We start from the raw sequence: 17,848 nt of genomic DNA, 5'->3' as shown, positions 1-17,848 counted from the left end.
CCTATGAGCCGCGCCTAGGCCCGTTGGCAGAAGCTCGCAAGGTGCTGCGGGCGCAATTTCGCAATCGTATGCGTAAGATGCGCGAAGCGATGCCGCTACGGCTTGCTCAGCCGGTCAAGGCCTCCATCGCCAGGCGCAACGAGCGGCAGCGCGCCCGGGGATCGAACATGCTGCCCCCGAAGATCACCTCGTCGGCGCCGGTACGGGCAACGAAGGCGCGCACCGCCGCGGCGGCCTGCCCAGGGGTGCCGATCGCGCTTGCCTGGCCGATATGCGCGAGCATGGCCTGCGCCGGGGCCGGGAGGCTGTCGCGATAGCCGCGCACCGGCGGTGGCAGCTTGCCCGGCGTCCCCGTGCGCAACGCGACGAAGGCTTGCAGCTGCGACGAGGCGAGATATTCCGCCTCCTCCTCGGATTCGGACACGAAGAGGTTCATCGCAACCATGACATGCGGCCTTTCGAAGGCTTCCGACGGCTGGAAATCGCGACGGTAGAGTTCGAGCGCGGAATCGAGGTGGTCGGGTGCGAAATGGCTGGCGAAGGCATAGGGCAGGCCGAGCTTCGCGGCGAGCTGCGCGCCGAACAGGCTCGAACCGAGCATCCAGAATTCGGGGCGCGCGCCAAGGCCGGGAGTGGGGTGGATGGCCGTCTCGCCCGCCATAAGCGCCATCAGTTCGACGACGTCCTGCGGGAACATCTCCGCCGCGCGGTGGAGGTCCTTGCGGAGCGCGCGCTGCAATTCGGGGCCAGCCCCCGGCGCGCGTCCTAGACCGAGGTCGACGCGGCCAGGAAACAGCCCGTCGAGCGTGCCGAACTGCTCGGCAATCTGGAACGGCGTGTGGTTGGGCAGCATGATCCCGCCCGAACCGATGCGGATGGTCGAGGTGGCATTGCCGATATGTGCGAGCACGACCGAGGTCGCGCCGCCTGCAATTCCTGTCATGGCGTGGTGCTCGGCGACCCAGAAACGCTTGCATCCAGCCTCCTCGGCGGCGATCGCCAGCCGTGTCGCGGCATCGAACGCCTCCCCCACCGTGCCGCCTTCACGCACGGGAACGAGGTCGAGGACCGAATAGGCGGTCACGAATCGAGCTGATCGAGATAGGCGCGGGCGCGCGCGGCCTCCTGGCTCTGCGGGGCGACCTGCAGCACCGATTCGAAGCTGCGGCGCGCCTCGTCCGCACGACCCGCCAGCGCGGCGATCACGCCCGCCTCCAGCCCGACGGCCGGATCTTGCGGCGCGAGCAGCGCGGCCTGGGCAATCTGTTCGCGGGCCTCGCCCAGCCGTTCGAGCCTGCGCGAAAGGGTCGCCGAGAGCAACCAGGCGCGGGCGCTCGCAGGATCGTTGCCGCGTGCGCTCGCGAGCGCCTGCGCGGCTTCCTCGTTGCGGCCAAGTGCGACCAAGGCGCGGGCGCGGTCGACCGCGACGCTGGCCATCAACGGGGCATCGCCGGCCTCGGTGGCGAAACCGACCGAGCGGGCGAAGGCGATTTCGGCGATGGCGGGCTTGCCCTGCGCCATCGCGACATTGCCCGCCATGGCCGCGAGCCGTGCCTGATAGGCGGCCGCACCGTCGGGCACTTCATCGGTGGCTAGCTCGAAGGCGCGCTGCGCGCCGGCGAAATCCTCGAGCCTGACGAGCGCAAGACCGAGGCAATGCGCGGACTGCGCCAGTTCGAGCTGGTTGGCCGCAGTCTCGCGCCAGGCCTGTGCCATGTCGCTTGCAGCCTCGGCATCCCCGGTCGCCAGAGTGACGCATTCGGCCAGCTTGCCGCCCGATGTGCCAGCGGTGGAGGGGGGTGGGCTAGCCCGTTCTTCCCTGACGCGCTCGCGCAGTTCCTCGGGCAGGTCGGGAAAGTCGCTGGTGGAGGTACCGGGGCCGACCTGCATGAGGAGCAGGGCGAGGGCGGAGGTGATCATGCGGAACCTTTCGTAAGCGCGTCGATCGTGCGCAACAGCAGGGCGATGTCCTGCTCGCGCGACAGGCGATGGTCGCCGTCCTTTACCAGCATGACCTGTACATCGTCCGAACGCAGCGCGGCGGCGAGGCGCAGGCTGGTCTGCCACGGCACGTCGGCATCGCGCTGGCCGTGTATCAATCGTACGGGTGCGTCGATCATTATCTCACGGTCGAGCAGGAGCTGAGCCTGTCCATCGGCGAAGAAGCCGGGGTGCATCGGCGTGGGCTCGGGTCCGTAGGGGTTTTCGTCGAACACGGTCTCGCCGGCTGCGAGTTTCGCCTTGTCGGCATCCGAGCGACCCCATTCGGTGAAGTCGGGCGCCGAGGCGATGCCGACGATGCCCGCAAGTCGTTCCCCCAGTGCGAGACCCGCGAGCAGCATGAGCCAGCCGCCCATCGAAGAGCCGATCACGATCACGGGACCTTCAATGACAGCGTCGATCAGTGCAAGCACTTCGTCGCGCCAGAGCGACAAGGTGCCGTCGGCGAAATCGCCGGCACTTTCGCCGCAGCCCGAATAGTCGAGCAGCAAGCAGGCCTGTCCGCGCTCCTCGGCCCAGGCGAACAGCGCACTCGCCTTGCCGCCGGCCATGTCTGACATATAGCCCGGCAGGAAGACCAGCGCGGGTCCTGCGCCGGGCGTGTAGCGATAGGCGATGCGGCGCCCGTCGGGCATGGTGTGAAATCGGGTTTCGCTCATGCGCGGGTTTCTTCACGGCATGCGACACGATTGCAAGCGCAGGCCCGGGAACGGTGCGCAAGGCACCGGCCCGGGCCCGTTCTTCCGGATCCTCGCTACGCTTCGCGCTGGAAGATATCCTCGATCGCGAGGCCGAAGACGTCGGCGATACGGAATGCCAGCGGCAACGAGGGATCGTAGCGCCCGGTTTCGATGGCGTTGACGCTCTGGCGCGAGACCCCGAGCGCGTTGGCCAGATCCTGCTGGCTCCAGTCGCGTTCGGCGCGCAGCACCTTGAGGCGATTCTTCATGCGCCGCGCACCTTTTGCCACAACTGCGTCACGGCGAGACCGATGGCCCAGACCGGCAGGACCCACCAGGCCCATACATGCGGGACCAGCTCGAACATCTCGAGGAAGCCCCAGAAGATGCCGAGTGCCAGGACGATGCCGAGCGCGACCAGCGCCGCCATGATCGTGCGGTGCCGAAGGTATTCGTCCTGTTCCTCGGCGAGATAGCGGGCCATCGCCCAGATGACGCCGAAGGTCGGCAGCGTCGGCAACAGCGAGATCGCGAAGACTGCCGGGCGGGACAGTTCGTAATTGTTCCACAGCGTGACCGCGATGCCGAGTCCGAGCGCATAGCCGAAGCTGCTGAAGAGCACCCGACGATTGTAGTCGATCATCGCCTTGCTCGAGCATGTTGCGGTTCTCTGCCGGGCGATCGGTATCAGCAGCCCGGTCGCCAGCGCGAGCAGGATGAAGCCCGTCGGACCATTGATCGCATCGGTCAGCTTGAGGCCACCGATCGCTCCTATGGCAACAAAGTAGAGGACGACCCAAAGGTAGGGCGAGCGATGCTGGTGTCGGCCCCCCGCCGCGCCGGTCACGAGGCCTGCTCGCACGAGCGGTTGCCGGCTCTACGCATGTGGGTCAGCGCAATGACGGCAAGGCCGATGGTGACGATCAGGGCGGTGCCGTCAGACACGTCGAGATGCATCATCAGCATGGCTGCGGCGATGATCAGCGAGCCATAGGCGAGGCCGATGAGGGTATGTTTCATGAGTATGGGTCCTCGAGGGAATGTTGGTAGGCGAAAGTGCGGCCCGTGCGATGGCGCGATTACCGCATCAGTGTGCACATGCCGCACTCCGACTTGCCCTTGCGCGCGTCGAGTGTGGCGAGGAGCGGCAGCGTTAAAATCGCGACGTAGGTCGTCCAGTCGGGCAGGATGTCGAAAATGTTGAGCAGTGCCACCGAGAGGATCGCGGCGGCCCAGGCGAGATTGCGAATTTTGCGGCTCATGACAAGGTTCCTAAGCTATGTGTAAAGCACAATTTACATAGAAGGGGTTGTCGTGTCAAGCATGCTGGACATTATATACTTGACAAAGCTACGCCTAAGTGTAGGGTGTCCTTATGGAAAACATCTACGCCCCTCGCTTCCAGAACGAAGACGCAGCCCGCGAGCATCTTGAGGCCCTTCATTGGCCCGATGGCCCGGTCTGCCCCCATTGCGAGTCGGGCAATACCAAGCGGCTTCCCCCTCAGCGTGGCCGCAAGACCAAGGCGCATCCCGAAGGCGCGCTCCGCAAGGGTGTGGTCCAGTGCAACCGCTGCCGTAAGCAATTCACGGTTACGGTCGGGACCGTATTCGAATCCTCCAAGGTCCCTCTGCACAAATGGCTACTTGCCACGCATCTGATCGTGTCGAGCAAGAAGGGCATTAGCGCCCACCAGCTCCACCGCATGATCGGCGTGACCTACAAGACCGCATGGTTCATGGCCCACCGTATCCGCGAGGCGATGAAGCCTAGCGATAACGGCCCCGTGGGCGGCCCAGGCTCCGATGTGGAGGCCGATGAAACCTACTACGGCAAGCGCCCCGGCGAAGAGAACAACCGCCTCGGTATGCTCCGCAGGAACCGCATTGTCTCGCTCGTGGATCGCGCGACGGGTCGCGCCACCTCGATTGTCTTCAATGGCACCTTCAATGCCAACACGCTCGGCGCTTACCTCTTCACCCGCGTGGATCGCCGCAGCCGACTGCTTACCGACGAGCATCAGGCTTACAAGCGCCCGGGCCGCGACTTTGCTGCGCATGTCCATGTCGCCCATGCCCGCGACGAGTGGGTTAGCGAGCATGACCGCACCGCCCATACCAATACCGTCGAAGGCTTCTTCGGTATCTTCAAGCGCGGTATGCGCGGGATTTACCAGCATTGCGGCCAGCAGCACCTTGCGCGCTACCTTGCCGAGTTCGACTTCCGCTATTCCAACCGTGTCGGCCTTGGCATCAATGACGCGGAGCGCGCCGACATTGCCCTCAAGGGCATCAGCGGCAAGCGCCTTACCTATCGGCGGACTAACGGCCTCGCAACCGCCTAAGCTGAAACTGCCTCGCCACATTGGCGAGCGCCGCAAGCGTTGGACCGGCGGGGGATAATCCCCAACTTTCTGTCGATTAGAACAAAGCGAGACTCGACTCCAAGCCCGAGTCTCGGAATCCTGCGCAGTTGATTGTCCTGAAAAGCAAAAACCCCGGCGTTGCAGCGCCGGGGCTTCTCGGGGCAACTCCTGCCTTTTCCTAGTCCGGGGGCAGGAGCGGGTTAATCCCCGTGGAGTTGGATGCATCCAACAAAACGTGGTGTCCGTCAAGTCCGGTCGCACATGGAGAAGGTTAAATCCATGGAAGTGCAACCACCAAAACGCCCGATAAGGGCACCATACTCTCCGGAAGTTTACGCCGAGGTTAAGCGCAGGATCGCAGCGGGCGAATATCAGCATGATATCGCTGCGGACCTAAACTGGAACCAAGGCCGCGTTTCCGAGGTCAACACCGGGAAGCGCGGGGCTGACCCTAATCAGCCTTGCCTTCTCTAACTTTCGGCGGGGCGGGTTTTCGGGTCCGCCCCGTTTTCTCGTTCTTCTTCGGCGGCGTGCTAAGCATCCGCTTTAGAACCTCGTCCTCTTTGCAATCGGTGTCTGTCATGGATGATCCTGGTAATAATGCGTTCGGAATCTGGAGGCCGTTCTACACACAATGCGGGCAACTCTTCATTAGCTTCGGACGGCTTGAGAGCCTCTTGAGCAGCCTAGTAAGAGAAAACCTCTCATCCCGAATGCGAGCTATACGCTACCCCAACAGCTGGCTAGACGCAGGAGGGAAAGGGCGCCTTTTGGAGTTCATCCCGACCGAGCCTCCCACATGGCGGTATAAATCATCCGCATTAAAACGTCTGAAGACTGGTAAGCTTCGTTCTCCTCGTAAACGATCCTCCCCGCCTCAATCATCTGGGGGGTGACTGTCGGCCTGTCACGCGACCGTAGGGGTAAAGAATCAGTCTGCTTTGTCAAGTATACAATGTCCAGCATGCTTTCCAAAGAGGCGCGAGGCGAGGGCTTTCCATCTGGCGATTTCGCTTGTCACCACCTCGTCACGCAGCGCAGGCAGGCAATCACAGAGAGAGGAGATTCCGATGCTCGCAACCGAACCGCCCACCGCTGCCCGCATTCCTGCGCTCGACCGCCGTAGCCTGCTCAAGGGGGGACTTCTCGGTCTTGGCGTCGCGGGTGCGCCGCTTTCGGCGCAGGGATCGCTCGGCGGTTTCACCCATGGCGTTGCCAGCGGCGAACCAGGTGCGAATCGGGCGCTCCTGTGGACGCGATATGTCGGTGCGCAAGACACCCGGCTCGATTTCGAGGTCAGCGAATCGCTCGATTTCGCGCGCACCGTGGCGGGCGGTTCGGTCACCGCCGACGCCGAGCGCGACTGGTGCTGCAAGGCCTGGGCCGAGGGCCTCGAACCGGGGCGCTGGTATTACTACCGCTTCACCGCACCCGACGGATCGCATTCGGACGTCGGGCGGACCAAGACCTTGCCCGCAGGAGCGACTGACAAGTTCCGCATGGCGGTGTTCTCCTGCTCGAACATCGGCTTCGGCTGGTTCAACGCCTATGCTCACGCTGCGGCGGATGGCAGCTTCGACTGTGCGCTGCACCTGGGCGACTATTTCTATGAATATGCGCCGGGCACTTACCCCTCGACCGACGAGACCGCGGCCGGCCGCATCGTGTGGCCCTCGCGTGAACTGGTCGCGCTGGCCGATTACCGCGCGCGCTATGCGGCCTATCGCAGCGATCCCGACCTGCGGCGCCTGCACCAGCTCTTTCCGATGATTGCGGTGTGGGACGACCACGAGAGCGCCAATGATTCGTGGGAAGGCGGGGCCGAAAACCATCAGCCTGACAGCGAAGGGCCCTGGCCGGTGCGCAAGGCCGCAGCGATGAAGGCCTATCGCGAATGGATGCCCGTCTCGGACGAGCCCTGGGCGGCCTATGAAGTCGGCGATCTCGCCACGCTCTACCGTCTCGAAACGCGGCTGACCGCGCGCGCCAGGCAGTTCAGTCTCGGCGACATCCTCCGCGGCGCCAGCGGCTCGCCCGAGGAGGCGCAGGCGGCGCTGGCGGCCTTCCGCGAGGGCGATTATGCCGATCCCGCACGCGAACTGCTCGGTGCCAGGCAGCAGGCGTGGCTGGCCGAAGGTTTCAAGGCGTCGAAGGGGGCGGGCAAGACCTGGCAAGTGCTCGTCCAGCAGGTGCTGATGGGCAGGCTCGTCTCATCGCCATCGCTCGCGGCTGCCCTGCCCAAGGACGCGCCCGACTACATCCGCCAGCGCGTGCTGGCGGGGGCCATGGCGGGCGCCGAAGGGGTACCGTTCAACATGGATGCCTGGGACGGCTATCCCGCGGCACGCGCGCGCGTGTTCGAAGCGGCGCTGGCAGCCGATGCGAACCTAATCAGTCTCGCGGGCGACACCCACAATGCCTGGGCCTTCGATCTCGACCACGCCGGCACGCCCGTCGGCGTCGAGTTCGGCGGCCAGTCGGTCACCTCGCCGGGCATTGAAGGCTATCTCCCGCAAATCCCCGCCGATGTCTTCGCGCGCGATACGGTCGGGAACAACGCGCAGCTCAAGTGGATGGATTCCTCGCGCCGCGGCTATATGGCGGTCGAGCTCACCCCGGGCAGCGCGAGCAGCGCATACCGTTTCCTCTCGAGCGTTCGCGAAAAGGGCGCCGGCGTGGTGGCGACCCAGCGGATGACCACGCTGGCGGGCAGTCGCAGGCTCGAGGCGGGTTGAGCATTCCCGCCTTCCCCGCTATCCCCCGCCGCATGACGCCGCTGCGGACCCCGATCACGACTACCACCACTCCGGGCAACCGGGGGCGGTCGGTCGCAGCATAGGCGATCCACTGCCGCCCGGTTTCGGGCGGTGGGCGTTTCCTCCCGAAATCGCGAAATTCCGCCAAACGCCGCTTCAAGCGCGCGCGCTCATGTGCCATGGCCGCGCCAAGCAACGGTAAGAGACGATGACGGAACTTCTCAAGATCAGCCTGCCCGACGGTTCGGTGCGCGAAATGGAAGCGGGTTCGACGCCGGCCGATGTGGCTGCCGCGATCGGCCCGGGCCTTGCCAAGGCCGCGATTGCCGCGCGCGTCGACGGGGAACTGCGCGACATCAACCGCCCCTTCGAAGGCGATGCCGAGCTGGCACTGGTCACCAACCGCGATGAGGAAGACGCACTCGAGCTCGCCCGTCACGATTTCGCTCATGTGCTCGCCGAAGCGGTCCAAGCGCTGTGGCCGGGGACGCAGATCACCTTCGGCCCGGCGACCGACGATGGCTTCTATTACGACGTGAAGGCGCCCGAAAGCCGCGATCCCTTCTCCATGGACGACCTTCCCGCCATCGAGGAAAAGATGCGCGAGATCATCAGAGCCGACAAGCCGCTGCGCCGCGAGGTCTGGTCGCGCCAGCAGCTGATCGACAAATGGGAAGCCGAGGGCGAGCTCTTCAAGGCCGAATGGGCGAGGGAACTGCCCGAGGACGAGGAGCTGACGGTCTACTGGTCTGGCGACGACTGGCTCGACATGTGTCGCGGCCCGCACCTCGCCAGCACGGGCAAGCTCGACCCGCAGGCCTTCAAGCTGATGCGCGTCGCCGGCGCCTATTGGCGCGGCGACCAGAAGAATGCGCAATTGACGCGCATCTACGGCACCGGCTGGCTCAACAAGAAACAGCTCAATGCGCACCTCACGCGGCTGGAAGAGGCCGCCAAGCGCGACCACCGCAAGCTCGGTCGCGAGATGGACCTGTTCCACCTGCAGGAAGAAGCGCATGGCAGCGTCTTCTGGCACCCCAAGGGCTATCGCATCTGGCGCGAGCTCGAAGCCTATATGCGCCGCAAGATGGACGGCGGCGGTTATCGCGAAATCAAGACGCCGCAGCTGATGGACGTGCGCCAGTGGACGCAGTCGGGCCACTGGGGCAAATATGCCGAGAACATGTTCGCCGTGCCCGATATCGTGCCCGAAGTGGACGATAGCGGCGCGGCCTCAGCCTCGCCCAAGGTCGCCGACGATGCCGACTGGATGGCGATCAAGCCGATGAACTGCCCGGCGCATGTGCTGGTCTTCAAGCAGGGCATCACCTCCTATCGCGACCTGCCGATCCGGCTGGGCGAAATGGGCTGCTGCCACCGCAACGAACCGCATGGTGCGCTCCACGGGCTGATGCGCGTGCGCCAGTTCACGCAGGACGATGCGCATATCTTCTGCACCGAAAAGCAGGTGGTCGAAGAGGTTCGCGCCTTCTGCAAGCTGGCCGACGAGGTCTATTCGGACTTCGGCTTCAAATACGAGATCAAGCTCGCTCTGCGCCCCGAAAAGCGGCTCGGCTCCGACGCCGACTGGGACCGCGCCGAGCAGGAATTGCGCGACGCCGTGGCCGAAGCGGGCATGGACAACGAGAATTATGGCTGGGAGGAACTGCCCGGCGAAGGCGCTTTCTATGCGCCCAAGCTCGAATGGCACCTGACCGATGCGATCGGCCGCACCTGGCAGGTGGGCACGATCCAGGGCGACCGCGTGCTGCCGGAACGCCTCGACGCGAGCTATGTCGGCGAGGATGGCGAGAAGCATCGCCCGGTGATGCTGCATCGCGCGATCTTCGGTTCGTACGAACGCTTCATCGGCATTCTGATCGAGCATTTCGCCGGGCGCCTGCCTGTGTGGCTGGCGCCGGTGCAGGCGGTGGTCGCGACCATCGTGTCGGATGCCGACGACTATGCGCAGGAAACCGTGGCGAAGCTTGCAGCGGCGGGCATCCGGGTAGAAAGCGACCTCCGCAACGAGAAGATCAACTACAAGGTCCGCGAGCATAGCCTCGCCAAGGTTCCGTACCTGCTGGTGGTCGGCAAGCGCGAGGCCGAGGAAGGCACTGTCGCCGTCCGCACGCTCGGCGAACAGCACCAGAAGGTGATGGGCCTCGACGAGGCGATCGCGATGCTCAAGGATGCGGGCACGCCGCCCGATTTGCGCTAGGAGGGCGCGCGCGCGATGGAACTGCTCGCGGCCTATGCGCCGTGGCAACTGGCGGCGGCGGTGGTCGCTGCCCTGGTCTCGGCCTTCGTGCGCGGTCTGACCGGTTTCGGCATGGCGATCCTGCTGGTGCCGATCCTCGCCTTGGCGCTGTCGCCCGTCGATGCCGTCCTGCTGACCAATTTTCTCTCGGTCTTCGTCGGCCTGTCGGAAATCCGGCGGCTGGTGCGCGGGGCCGAGCGATCGGCATGGACCATTATCGCGCTGGTCGTGCTGACGACGCCGGCGGGGCTGTATCTGCTGAGCACGACGACCCCCGCCGTGGCGCGTCTGGCGATCGCCCTCATCGCCTTGTCGGCCTTCGGCGCGATCCTGCTGCCACGGCGTGCCGCGCTGGAACATCATCCGGCGACAACCGGGAGCGTGGGCGTGCTGAGCGGCCTGATGACCGGCTACGCCGGCATGCCTGGCCCGCCAGTCGTGCCCTATTACGTCGGGCGGTCCATCCCGCGCGAGACTGCCAAGGCATCGATGCTGCTCATCTTCACTTGCGCCGCGACCACCGGCTTGGTCAGCGGCGCGGCATTGGACGTGCTAGACGGGTCTCTGGCGCCGCTCGCCGTGCTGCTGTTTCCCGCAGTGCTGCTGGGCAATCGGCTCGGCAACCACGCCTCGGGCCGGATCGGCGATGGGCTGTGGCGCATCGCGGTGGGATCAATCTTGGGCGGGGCGGCGCTGGTCGCTTTCGTGCGCCTGCTCTAGCAAATCAGAAAGGCAGCACCGGCCCCGCAAGGATCAGTGCCAGCGCACAACCGGTCACGATCACCGCGCGCGCCAGTTCGGCAACCCGATGATCGGCGCTTTTCGAGCGAGCGAGAGCGATAGCCTTGGCCATGCTCCCATTCTCCGCTGCAAAACCTAACGAATTGTTAAGGACGCCCACGCGACGCTGTCGTTAGGGGCGCCCTCCGGCGCTGGGCATTTGCTGGCTCGCACAGTGGAACCCGCCGCCGCCTGCCAGCACCGCATCGCCCGGGAGACCGATCGTGGCGCGGTCGGGAAACAGTTCGGCGATCGCCGCAACCCCGTCGGCGTCATGCGGGCTGCCGAACGTCGGAACCACGACAAGGTGGCTGGTAATCGCGAAATTGGCATAGCTCGCGGGTTCGATCCGGTCGCCGCTGGTGACGCGCCCGGGCGAGGGGATCTCCTTCACCGTCACCCCCGCCTCCTCGGCGCGTCGCTTGGCATCGGCGTAGATGGCGGCATTGGGATCAGCCTTGCCCGTTGCGCGAGGCAGACACAGCGTATTGGGCGCAACGAAGCGCGCGAGATTGTCGACATGGCCGTCGGTGTGATCGTTGATCAGACCCTCGCCGAGCCACAGGACGCGGGTGAAGCCGAGGTTGCGCATCAGTCGCTCCTCGATTTCCTCGCGCGACAGCTGGGGGTTGCGGTTGGGATTGAGCAGGCACTGCTCGGTGGTGGCGACAAGGCCGGTCCCGTCGCCGTCGATAGCCCCGCCTTCCAGGATCCAGTCGGCCACTTCGAGGGGGAGTCCGGCATCCTCGGCGAGCTCGGCGCCCACGGTCTGGTCGCCGTCCATCGGATATTTTCCGCCCCAGCCGTTGAAGCCGAAACGCCGCGCACTGCGCTGGCCTTCGCCGTCGCTCAGAATCAGGGGTCCGGTGTCGCGGAGCCAGACGTCGCCATAGACGCGTCGTTCAAGCGTGACGGCGCCCGAGACGAGCTGGCGTGCGCGCGCCTCATTCGCGGCATCGCGCACCAGAAGGCGAACTTCCTGTCCGCTTTCGGCCACCGCATTGGCGAAGGCCGCGATCTGCTCCTGCGCCCGCGGGAGCACTTCGGGCCATTCCTCGGCGTCGTGCGGGAAGCCGATCCACAGCCAGTCCTGCGGCGCCCATTCGGGCGGCATCACGAATTTTCTCACAACGATACTCCGTCATTCCCGCGAAGGCAGGAAGCCAGACAAGCTCTCCATCTTGGGCCAGACCGCGAATTATGCATCGCGAAGGCGGATCTCACGCTTGGCTGGGCCCCTGCCTGCGCAGGAGCGAGACTAAGCGCCGCAGCCAGCGCCTTCGGCAGCGCAGTCCTGGTCGCGGGTGGCCTTGAACTCATCGCCCTCGTTCCAATTGGGCCAGCTCGTCGAATCGGCAAGCATGCGGCCGATGCGGTAGAACAGCGCAAGGTCGCTCATCACGCCCGACCAGTCCCAGTTGGAGTCGTATTCGTCCTTGGGCCCATGATAACGCTTCTCGCGATATTCGGCCGCAACGGCGGCGCCTGCGTCGGGGCCGCCTTCGACGAGATCTTCGCCGCCATCGAGATAAAGCATCGGCACGCCGCGCTTGGCAAAGGCGAAATGATCCGAGCGATAGTAGTAACCGGCCTCGGGATTGGGGTTGGGCGTGGTGACGCGGTCATCGTTCATCAGCGCCTTGTCGAGGAACAGGTCGAGCTGCGACTTGCCCGGGCCGACCACGGTCACATCCTTGGCAGCGCCTGCCATCAAGAAGGCGTCCATGTTGATCCCGCCGACGGTTTTGTTGAGCGGGAAGACCGGGTTGGCGGCATAATAATCCGCGCCGAGCAGGCCCGATTCCTCTGCCGTCACAGCGAGGAAGACGAGGCTGCGCTTGGCGGGGCCGGCCTTGGCATGCGCCTCGGCGAGGGCGACCAACGCCGCGGTGCCGGTGGCGTTGTCCACCGCGCCATTGCAGATGTCGTCGCCGTCGGGGGCGGGCGTGCAGCGACCGAGGTGGTCCCAATGCGCGGTGTGCATGACATATTCGTCCGCCCGCTCGCTGCCCGGCAATACGCCGATGACGTTCTTCGAGGCGAAAGTGCGGATGTCGTTGGTGAAGCTGGTCGAGGCGGTCAGGCCGAGCGGGACAGCCTTGAAGCCTTTCTCGCGCGCAGCGGCGGAAAGCTTGCCGAGGTCCTTGCCCGCAGCCTTGAATATCCTTTCGGCAACCGGCTTCTGCACCCAGCCATTGACCTGCGTCATCGGCGGCGGGTTGTCGCCGCGCGCGGCGTAGGCCTGCGGGCCCGACCAGGACGATTCGACCACGTTCCAGCCATAGGCGGCAGGGGCGGTGTCGTGGATGATGATCGCTCCGGCGGCGCCCTGGCGACCGGCCTCCTCGTATTTGTAGGTCCAGCGGCCGTAGTAGGTCATTGCCTTGCCGTTGAACGGGCCTTCGAGCGTTTCGGCACCGAAATCGGGATCGTTGACGAGGATGACCGCGGTCTTCCCCTTCATGTCGAGCCCTTCGTAATCGTTCCATCCCTTCTCGGGCGCATTGATGCCGTAACCGACGAAGACCAGCTCGCTATCCTCGAGCACGGTCTTGGTATCCTCGCGATAGGTCACCCCGACCCAGTCGGTCGCATAGGCGAGCTCCATCGTATCACCCTTGCCGCCGGCGATTGTCAGCGGGGCGAAGTCCTTGCCAGTGATTTCGACCAGCGGAACGTCCTGCACCCAACTGCCGTTATTGCCCGGCTCGAGCCCGGCTTTCTCGAATTCCTCGATGAGATAGGCGATGGTCTTTTCCTCGCCCGCGGTTCCCGGCGCGCGCCCCTCGAACTCGTCCGAAGCGAGGCGCTCGGTCACCCGCTTCATCGTTTCTTCGGACAGTGTGCCATCCGCAACATCGGGCATGTCGAGCGCCGTGACAGCGCCTTTGTCCATGCTCATGTCGCAGGCGGACAGCAGCAGCGTCGCGGTGGCGGCCAGCAGGAAGCGTTTCATCGAAGGGGTCCTCTCAAAGCTGTTGCGCGCGCTTCTGTCAGCATGGACGCGCGAGGGCAAGCTTGCGTGCCCGCGGGCGGGGCGGCAGGGAGCGGGGGATGGCTGCCGACTGGACCTTTGCGCTCACCCGAGCCCGCGCGCATGCGCCCTTCCTCGCCCGCGCGCTCGACAGGCGCCCCGAGCTTGCCGAGTTGCTCGCGGCGGGCGATGGCGAGGCGGCGCTCATTGCTGCCAAGCAGGTCGATACCGAGGACGTGGCAGGGGCGCTGCGCCGCGAGCGGCTCGGCCTCGCGCTGGTGTTGGCGATCGGCGACCTTGCGGGAGGCTTCGATCTCGACAGGGTCATGCGAGAACTGTCGACCTTCGCAGACCGCGCACTCCACGCCGCGCTTGCAGCGGCAATCGCCCGGCGCGTGCCCGATGCAGAACCGGCAGGGATGATCGGGCTGGCGCTGGGCAAGCATGGCGCGGGTGAGCTGAACTATTCCTCCGACATCGATCCGATCCTGCTCTACGACCCGGCAAGCCTGCCGCGTCGCGAACGCGACGAACCCGGCGAGACCGCGCAGCGCTATGCCCGCGAGGCGGTACGGCTGCTCTCCGATGTGACCAGCGAGGGTTACGTCTTCCGAGTCGATCTGCGGCTGCGCCCCGCCGCCGAAGTCAGTCCGCCGGCGATCCCGCTCGACGCTGCGATCACGCATTACGAGAGCTCGGCGCTGGCGTGGGAACGCGCGGCCTTCATCCGCGCGCGCGCCTGTGCCGGAGACATCGCTGCAGGCGAGGCTTTTCTCGACCATATCCGCCCCTTCGTCTGGCGTCGCAGCCTCGACTTCGGAGCGATCGACGAGATCCGTCGCCTCACGCATCGGATCCGCGATGAACAGCGCGGGCCAGCCAGCCCCGAGCCGGGGTATAATCTCAAGCTCGGCCGCGGGGGCATCCGCGAGATCGAGTTCTTCGCCCAGACGCACCAGCTGATCCATGGCGGTCGCGACCCTTCGCTGCGGGCGCGCGGGACTCGTGCTGCGCTCGACGCGCTGGCGGCCACTGGACGGATCGCCGCCGAGGACGCCCGCCTGCTTGGCGAAAGCTATGACGGCCTGCGCACGATCGAGCACCGGCTACAGATGGTCGCCGACAAGCAGACGCACTCGCTCCCCGCAGGCGAAGCGCTCGACAATGTCGCGCGGCTACACGGTCTCGACGATGGCGCGGCCTTGGTCGCGCTGGTCTGCGACCTGGTACGACCGGTAGCCGAACGTTTCGACGCGCTGCTCGATCTCGACCGCACCTCGGGTCCGGCGACGGCGCCGCACACACTCTCCGCCGATGAGAACCCACCACCGGTCCCGCGCGAGCTGGCCGAACGCGTCGCCGGCTGGCGGGGAGGGCGGTATCAGGCGCTGCGCAGTCCCGCTGCGCTCGGCGCCTTCGAGGCGATCCGTCCCGACTTGCTCGCCTCTATCGCCGCATCGCCCGATCCCGACTCGGCGCTGGTGCGCTGGGAAAGCCTGATCGCGCGCCTGCCGAGCGCCATCAACCTGTTTCGCTTGCTCGAGGCGCGGCCCGGGCTGTTCGCCCTGATTGCCGACTGCCTCACGCTCGCACCGCCACTGGCCGACGAGCTCGCGCGGCGCCCCGACCTGCTCGACGCGCTGATCGATCGCACTGCGCTCGATCTTCCCGGCAGTGTAGCCGAGCTGGCCGACCGCATGAGTCGGCGCGAGCGCGGCGACGACTACGAGATGCGGCTCGATCGCCTGCGCGTCGTCACCGGCGAGACGCGTTTCGCGCTCGGTGTCCAGCTGATCGAGTCGGCGCATGACCCGCTGGCAATTGCCGCCGGGCTATCGCGAACTGCCGAAGCGGCCCTGCAGGTCGCGCTCGCCGCCGCCGAGGAAGAATTCGCTGCCAAGCACGGCCGGATCGCGGGCAGCGAGCTGGCAGTGCTCGGACTCGGGCGGTTCGGCGGCGGAGCGCTGACACATGCTTCCGATCTCGACCTCATCTATCTCTTCACCGGCACGCATGAGGGCGAATCGGACGGCGAACGCCCGCTCGGCGCGACGCTCTATTTCAACCGTCTCGCACAGCGCGTGACAGCGGCGCTAAGCGTACCCACCGCGCAGGGCGCGCTGTACGATGTCGACACGCGGTTGCGACCGCAGGGGGCGCAGGGCCCGCTCGCGGTGAGCGTCGAAAGCTTCGCCCGCTATCAGCGCGAGGATGCCTGGACGTGGGAGCATATGGCACTCACCCGGGCGCGCGTGATTGCCGGCAGCGACGCTGCGCGCGAGGAGATCGACGACGTCGTCCACTCGATCCTGTGCATTGGGCGCGATCCCGATGCGTTGCGCACCGATCTGCTTACGATGCGCGGCGAAATGGCCGCGCACAAGCCGCCCAAGGGACCACTCGATGCCAAGCTGCTGCGCGGCGGGCTCGTCGATATCGAATTCCTCGTGCACTTTCTCCAGCTGCGCGATCGAACCGCGCTGACCCCCGATCTCGCCGCTGCGATTGCCGCGCTGGTCGAGGCGGGCGGTCTGCCCCGTGCCATCGGCGAGGCGCACGACTTGATGACGCGGCTGCTGATCGGTACGCGGCTGCTCGCGCCCGAGCTTTCCCGTCCCGACGCCGCGGCCGCTGCGTTGCTGGCGCGGCAGAGCGGTTGCGAGGATTATGCGCAATTGCTGCGGGCGCTCGGCTCGGTTCGTCGCGAGGTGGCGGCAGCGTGGCGGGACATATTCGGCGAAACCCTGGAGGTGGACGTATGAGCGACAGCTATGGCGAAGGCGATGCCTTTCCCGATTTCAGCATGGAAACGCCCGATGGGGGCACGGTGACCAAGGCCGACCTGGCGGGCGGCAAGGCGGTCATCTTCTTCTATCCGAAGGACAACACGCCCGGCTGTACCACGGAGGCGAAGGATTTCTCGGCGCTCAAGGAGGAATTCGGGAAGGCGGGTGTTCGCCTGCTCGGCGTGAGCAAGGATTCGGCGAAGAAGCACCAGAACTTCATCGCCAAGCACGATCTCTCGGTCGATCTCGCTACCGATGCGCAGGACGGCGGTTTGTCGGACGTGCTCGGCGTGTGGGGCGAGAAGAAGAATTACGGCCGGACCTACATGGGCATGATTCGCTCGACCTATCTCCTCGACGAGAAAGGGCAGATCCTGCGCGTCTGGCCCAAGGTGCGGGTCAAGGGGCATGCGGAAGAGGTGCTCGCGGCAGCGCGATCGGCATGACGCCTCGCCGTCGCACCCTCGGCGAGGCAATCCGCGCAGCGTTGCTGACGGGCGAGGCACAGTCCAAGGTTTTCGCCGCGCGGGCGGCCGCGCGCGACTGGCGGTTGGGGCGGCTCGATTTCGTTGTCGACGGCCCTATGCCCGATCGCCCCGCCTGGCCTGCCGAGCTCGTACTTCTTCCGCCTGCTCGCATGCCCAAGCGCGGCAAAATGGGGTCCGCGCGCAACCGCATCGCGCTGTGGCACGCGCTCGCGCATATCGAATTCGTCGCCATCGACCTCGCCCTCGACATGGCCGGGCGCTTCGGCGCTGCGATGGGCGATGACTTCGTCACGGATTTCCTGGCGGTCGCCGCCGACGAGGCGATGCATTTCGCACTGATCGCCCGCAAGCTCGAATCGCTCGGTTCGCATTACGGCGCGCTGCCGGTGCACGATGGGTTATGGAGCGCGGCGCGGGATACCGCGCACGACGTCGCCGCGCGACTGGCGGTGGTCCCCATGGTGCTCGAAGCGCGCGGACTCGACGTGACTCCCGCGACTCTCGAGCGGGTCCGCGCGCAGGGCGACGAGAGCGGGGCGCGGATTCTCGAACGAATCCTTGACGACGAAATCCGCCATGTCGCTGCCGGCTCCAAGCACTTTCATGCGATTTGTGCGAGACGTGGAGAAAACCCACGGGAATCGTGGCAAAAGCTCGTCCACACGTATTTTTCCGGAGGGCTGAAAGGTCCGTTCAACGACTCAGCGCGTTTCGCAGGCGGCCTGCCGCGCGACTACTACGCGACTATTGCCTGATTA

General features: G+C 65.8%; 17 protein-coding genes. 7 read left to right on the top strand and 10 right to left on the bottom strand.

The window, feature by feature from the left end:
- Positions 1 to 106 precede the first annotated feature (106 nt).
- From ACEQZ0_RS07790 to ACEQZ0_RS07760, 7 genes are all read right to left on the bottom strand, one after another.
- Complete coding sequence (locus ACEQZ0_RS07790; RefSeq protein WP_370190078.1) at positions 107 to 1,084, bottom strand: LLM class flavin-dependent oxidoreductase; 978 nt, start codon at positions 1,082 to 1,084, stop codon at positions 107 to 109.
- Positions 1,081 to 1,920, bottom strand: coding sequence for a tetratricopeptide repeat protein (locus tag ACEQZ0_RS07785; RefSeq protein ID WP_370190076.1), 840 nt, complete (start codon positions 1,918 to 1,920; stop codon positions 1,081 to 1,083). Before ACEQZ0_RS07785 ends, ACEQZ0_RS07790 begins: the two co-directional genes overlap by 4 nt.
- Positions 1,917 to 2,660, bottom strand: coding sequence for an alpha/beta hydrolase family protein (locus ACEQZ0_RS07780; protein WP_370190074.1), 744 nt, complete (start codon positions 2,658 to 2,660; stop codon positions 1,917 to 1,919). The genes ACEQZ0_RS07785 and ACEQZ0_RS07780 overlap by 4 nt, the downstream gene beginning before the upstream one ends.
- Before the next feature lie 95 nt (positions 2,661 to 2,755).
- Positions 2,756 to 2,950, bottom strand: coding sequence for a helix-turn-helix transcriptional regulator (locus tag ACEQZ0_RS07775; protein ID WP_370190072.1), 195 nt, complete (start codon positions 2,948 to 2,950; stop codon positions 2,756 to 2,758).
- Positions 2,947 to 3,543: a hypothetical protein gene (locus ACEQZ0_RS07770; protein ID WP_370190070.1), complete on the bottom strand. Its 597-nt coding sequence runs from the start codon at positions 3,541 to 3,543 to the stop codon at positions 2,947 to 2,949. The genes ACEQZ0_RS07775 and ACEQZ0_RS07770 overlap by 4 nt, the downstream gene beginning before the upstream one ends.
- Positions 3,525 to 3,701 carry a hypothetical protein gene (locus tag ACEQZ0_RS07765; RefSeq protein WP_370190068.1) on the bottom strand — a complete coding sequence of 59 codons (177 nt, stop codon included), beginning with the start codon at positions 3,699 to 3,701 and terminating at the stop codon, positions 3,525 to 3,527. Before ACEQZ0_RS07765 ends, ACEQZ0_RS07770 begins: the two co-directional genes overlap by 19 nt.
- A gap of 59 nt (positions 3,702 to 3,760) precedes the next feature.
- Positions 3,761 to 3,943: a hypothetical protein gene (locus ACEQZ0_RS07760; RefSeq protein ID WP_370190066.1), complete on the bottom strand. Its 183-nt coding sequence runs from the start codon at positions 3,941 to 3,943 to the stop codon at positions 3,761 to 3,763.
- 113 nt (positions 3,944 to 4,056) lie between these two features.
- Between ACEQZ0_RS07760 and ACEQZ0_RS07755 the strand changes: the two genes are divergently transcribed.
- The 4 genes from ACEQZ0_RS07755 (at position 4,057) to ACEQZ0_RS07740 (ending at position 10,782) form a co-directional block, all read left to right on the top strand.
- Positions 4,057 to 5,025, top strand: coding sequence for an IS1595 family transposase (locus ACEQZ0_RS07755; RefSeq protein ID WP_370190064.1), 969 nt, complete (start codon positions 4,057 to 4,059; stop codon positions 5,023 to 5,025).
- Positions 5,026 to 6,116: 1,091 nt separating this feature from the next.
- On the top strand, positions 6,117 to 7,781 hold the full coding sequence (locus ACEQZ0_RS07750) for an alkaline phosphatase (RefSeq protein ID WP_370190062.1): 1,665 nt from the start codon (positions 6,117 to 6,119) through the stop codon (positions 7,779 to 7,781).
- 229 nt (positions 7,782 to 8,010) lie between these two features.
- Positions 8,011 to 10,023: a threonine--tRNA ligase gene (gene thrS, locus ACEQZ0_RS07745; protein WP_370190060.1), complete on the top strand. Its 2,013-nt coding sequence runs from the start codon at positions 8,011 to 8,013 to the stop codon at positions 10,021 to 10,023.
- A 15-nt stretch (positions 10,024 to 10,038) separates the two neighbouring features.
- A complete protein-coding gene (locus tag ACEQZ0_RS07740; RefSeq protein ID WP_370190058.1) occupies positions 10,039 to 10,782 on the top strand; it encodes a TSUP family transporter in 744 nt (247 codons plus the stop codon).
- Positions 10,783 to 10,786: 4 nt separating this feature from the next.
- Here ACEQZ0_RS07740 and ACEQZ0_RS07735 read toward each other — a convergent pair whose 3' ends face one another.
- The 3 genes from ACEQZ0_RS07735 to ACEQZ0_RS07725 form a co-directional block, all read right to left on the bottom strand.
- Positions 10,787 to 10,915 (bottom strand): hypothetical protein, encoded by a 129-nt coding sequence (locus tag ACEQZ0_RS07735; RefSeq protein ID WP_370190056.1) that lies wholly within the window; start codon positions 10,913 to 10,915, stop codon positions 10,787 to 10,789.
- 60 nt (positions 10,916 to 10,975) lie between these two features.
- Entirely contained in the window at positions 10,976 to 11,956 is a 981-nt protein-coding gene (locus ACEQZ0_RS07730) for an agmatine deiminase family protein (RefSeq protein WP_370190883.1), read from the bottom strand.
- Positions 11,957 to 12,100: 144 nt separating this feature from the next.
- The gene (locus ACEQZ0_RS07725) at positions 12,101 to 13,798 is read right to left on the bottom strand and encodes a M28 family metallopeptidase (RefSeq protein ID WP_370190055.1); all 1,698 of its coding nucleotides are present in this window, start codon (positions 13,796 to 13,798) and stop codon (positions 12,101 to 12,103) included.
- Positions 13,799 to 13,896: 98 nt separating this feature from the next.
- Here ACEQZ0_RS07725 and ACEQZ0_RS07720 point away from each other — a divergent pair, with 98 nt between their 5' ends.
- Genes ACEQZ0_RS07720 through ACEQZ0_RS07710 form a run of 3 tightly spaced genes read left to right on the top strand, consistent with a single transcriptional unit; the run spans position 13,897 to position 17,845 of the window.
- The gene (locus tag ACEQZ0_RS07720; RefSeq protein ID WP_370190054.1) at positions 13,897 to 16,578 is read left to right on the top strand and encodes a bifunctional [glutamine synthetase] adenylyltransferase/[glutamine synthetase]-adenylyl-L-tyrosine phosphorylase; all 2,682 of its coding nucleotides are present in this window, start codon (positions 13,897 to 13,899) and stop codon (positions 16,576 to 16,578) included.
- Positions 16,575 to 17,048 (top strand): peroxiredoxin, encoded by a 474-nt coding sequence (locus tag ACEQZ0_RS07715; RefSeq protein ID WP_370190052.1) that lies wholly within the window; start codon positions 16,575 to 16,577, stop codon positions 17,046 to 17,048. Before ACEQZ0_RS07720 ends, ACEQZ0_RS07715 begins: the two co-directional genes overlap by 4 nt.
- Positions 17,045 to 17,845, top strand: a complete 801-nt coding sequence (locus ACEQZ0_RS07710) for a ferritin-like domain-containing protein (protein ID WP_370190050.1) — start codon at positions 17,045 to 17,047, stop codon at positions 17,843 to 17,845. The genes ACEQZ0_RS07715 and ACEQZ0_RS07710 overlap by 4 nt, the downstream gene beginning before the upstream one ends.
- The last annotated feature ends 3 nt before the right edge of the window (positions 17,846 to 17,848 follow it).

The organism is Qipengyuania sp. (assembly GCF_964227205.1).
Lineage (GTDB): Bacteria > Pseudomonadota > Alphaproteobacteria > Sphingomonadales > Sphingomonadaceae > Qipengyuania.
Note: the sequence above shows the minus strand (reverse complement) of the source record. Positions and strands in the feature narration are given on the sequence as shown.

What these genes read in the sequence shown, in the direction of transcription:
- ACEQZ0_RS07785 (WP_370190076.1), bottom strand. Translation starts at nt 1,920, where the DNA reads ATGATCACCTCCGCCCTCGCCCTGCTCCTCATGCAGGTCGGCCCCGGT.
- ACEQZ0_RS07755 (WP_370190064.1), top strand. Translation starts at nt 4,057, where the DNA reads ATGGAAAACATCTACGCCCCTCGCTTCCAGAACGAAGACGCAGCCCGC.
- ACEQZ0_RS07740 (WP_370190058.1), top strand. Translation starts at nt 10,039, where the DNA reads ATGGAACTGCTCGCGGCCTATGCGCCGTGGCAACTGGCGGCGGCGGTG.
- ACEQZ0_RS07765 (WP_370190068.1), bottom strand. Translation starts at nt 3,701, where the DNA reads ATGAAACATACCCTCATCGGCCTCGCCTATGGCTCGCTGATCATCGCC.
- ACEQZ0_RS07730 (WP_370190883.1), bottom strand. Translation starts at nt 11,956, where the DNA reads ATGCCGCCCGAATGGGCGCCGCAGGACTGGCTGTGGATCGGCTTCCCG.
- ACEQZ0_RS07725 (WP_370190055.1), bottom strand. Translation starts at nt 13,798, where the DNA reads ATGAAACGCTTCCTGCTGGCCGCCACCGCGACGCTGCTGCTGTCCGCC.
- thrS (WP_370190060.1), top strand. Translation starts at nt 8,011, where the DNA reads ATGACGGAACTTCTCAAGATCAGCCTGCCCGACGGTTCGGTGCGCGAA.
- ACEQZ0_RS07750 (WP_370190062.1), top strand. Translation starts at nt 6,117, where the DNA reads ATGCTCGCAACCGAACCGCCCACCGCTGCCCGCATTCCTGCGCTCGAC.
- ACEQZ0_RS07775 (WP_370190072.1), bottom strand. Translation starts at nt 2,950, where the DNA reads ATGAAGAATCGCCTCAAGGTGCTGCGCGCCGAACGCGACTGGAGCCAG.
- ACEQZ0_RS07735 (WP_370190056.1), bottom strand. Translation starts at nt 10,915, where the DNA reads ATGGCCAAGGCTATCGCTCTCGCTCGCTCGAAAAGCGCCGATCATCGG.
- ACEQZ0_RS07710 (WP_370190050.1), top strand. Translation starts at nt 17,045, where the DNA reads ATGACGCCTCGCCGTCGCACCCTCGGCGAGGCAATCCGCGCAGCGTTG.
- ACEQZ0_RS07715 (WP_370190052.1), top strand. Translation starts at nt 16,575, where the DNA reads ATGAGCGACAGCTATGGCGAAGGCGATGCCTTTCCCGATTTCAGCATG.
- ACEQZ0_RS07720 (WP_370190054.1), top strand. Translation starts at nt 13,897, where the DNA reads ATGGCTGCCGACTGGACCTTTGCGCTCACCCGAGCCCGCGCGCATGCG.
- ACEQZ0_RS07780 (WP_370190074.1), bottom strand. Translation starts at nt 2,660, where the DNA reads ATGAGCGAAACCCGATTTCACACCATGCCCGACGGGCGCCGCATCGCC.
- ACEQZ0_RS07760 (WP_370190066.1), bottom strand. Translation starts at nt 3,943, where the DNA reads ATGAGCCGCAAAATTCGCAATCTCGCCTGGGCCGCCGCGATCCTCTCG.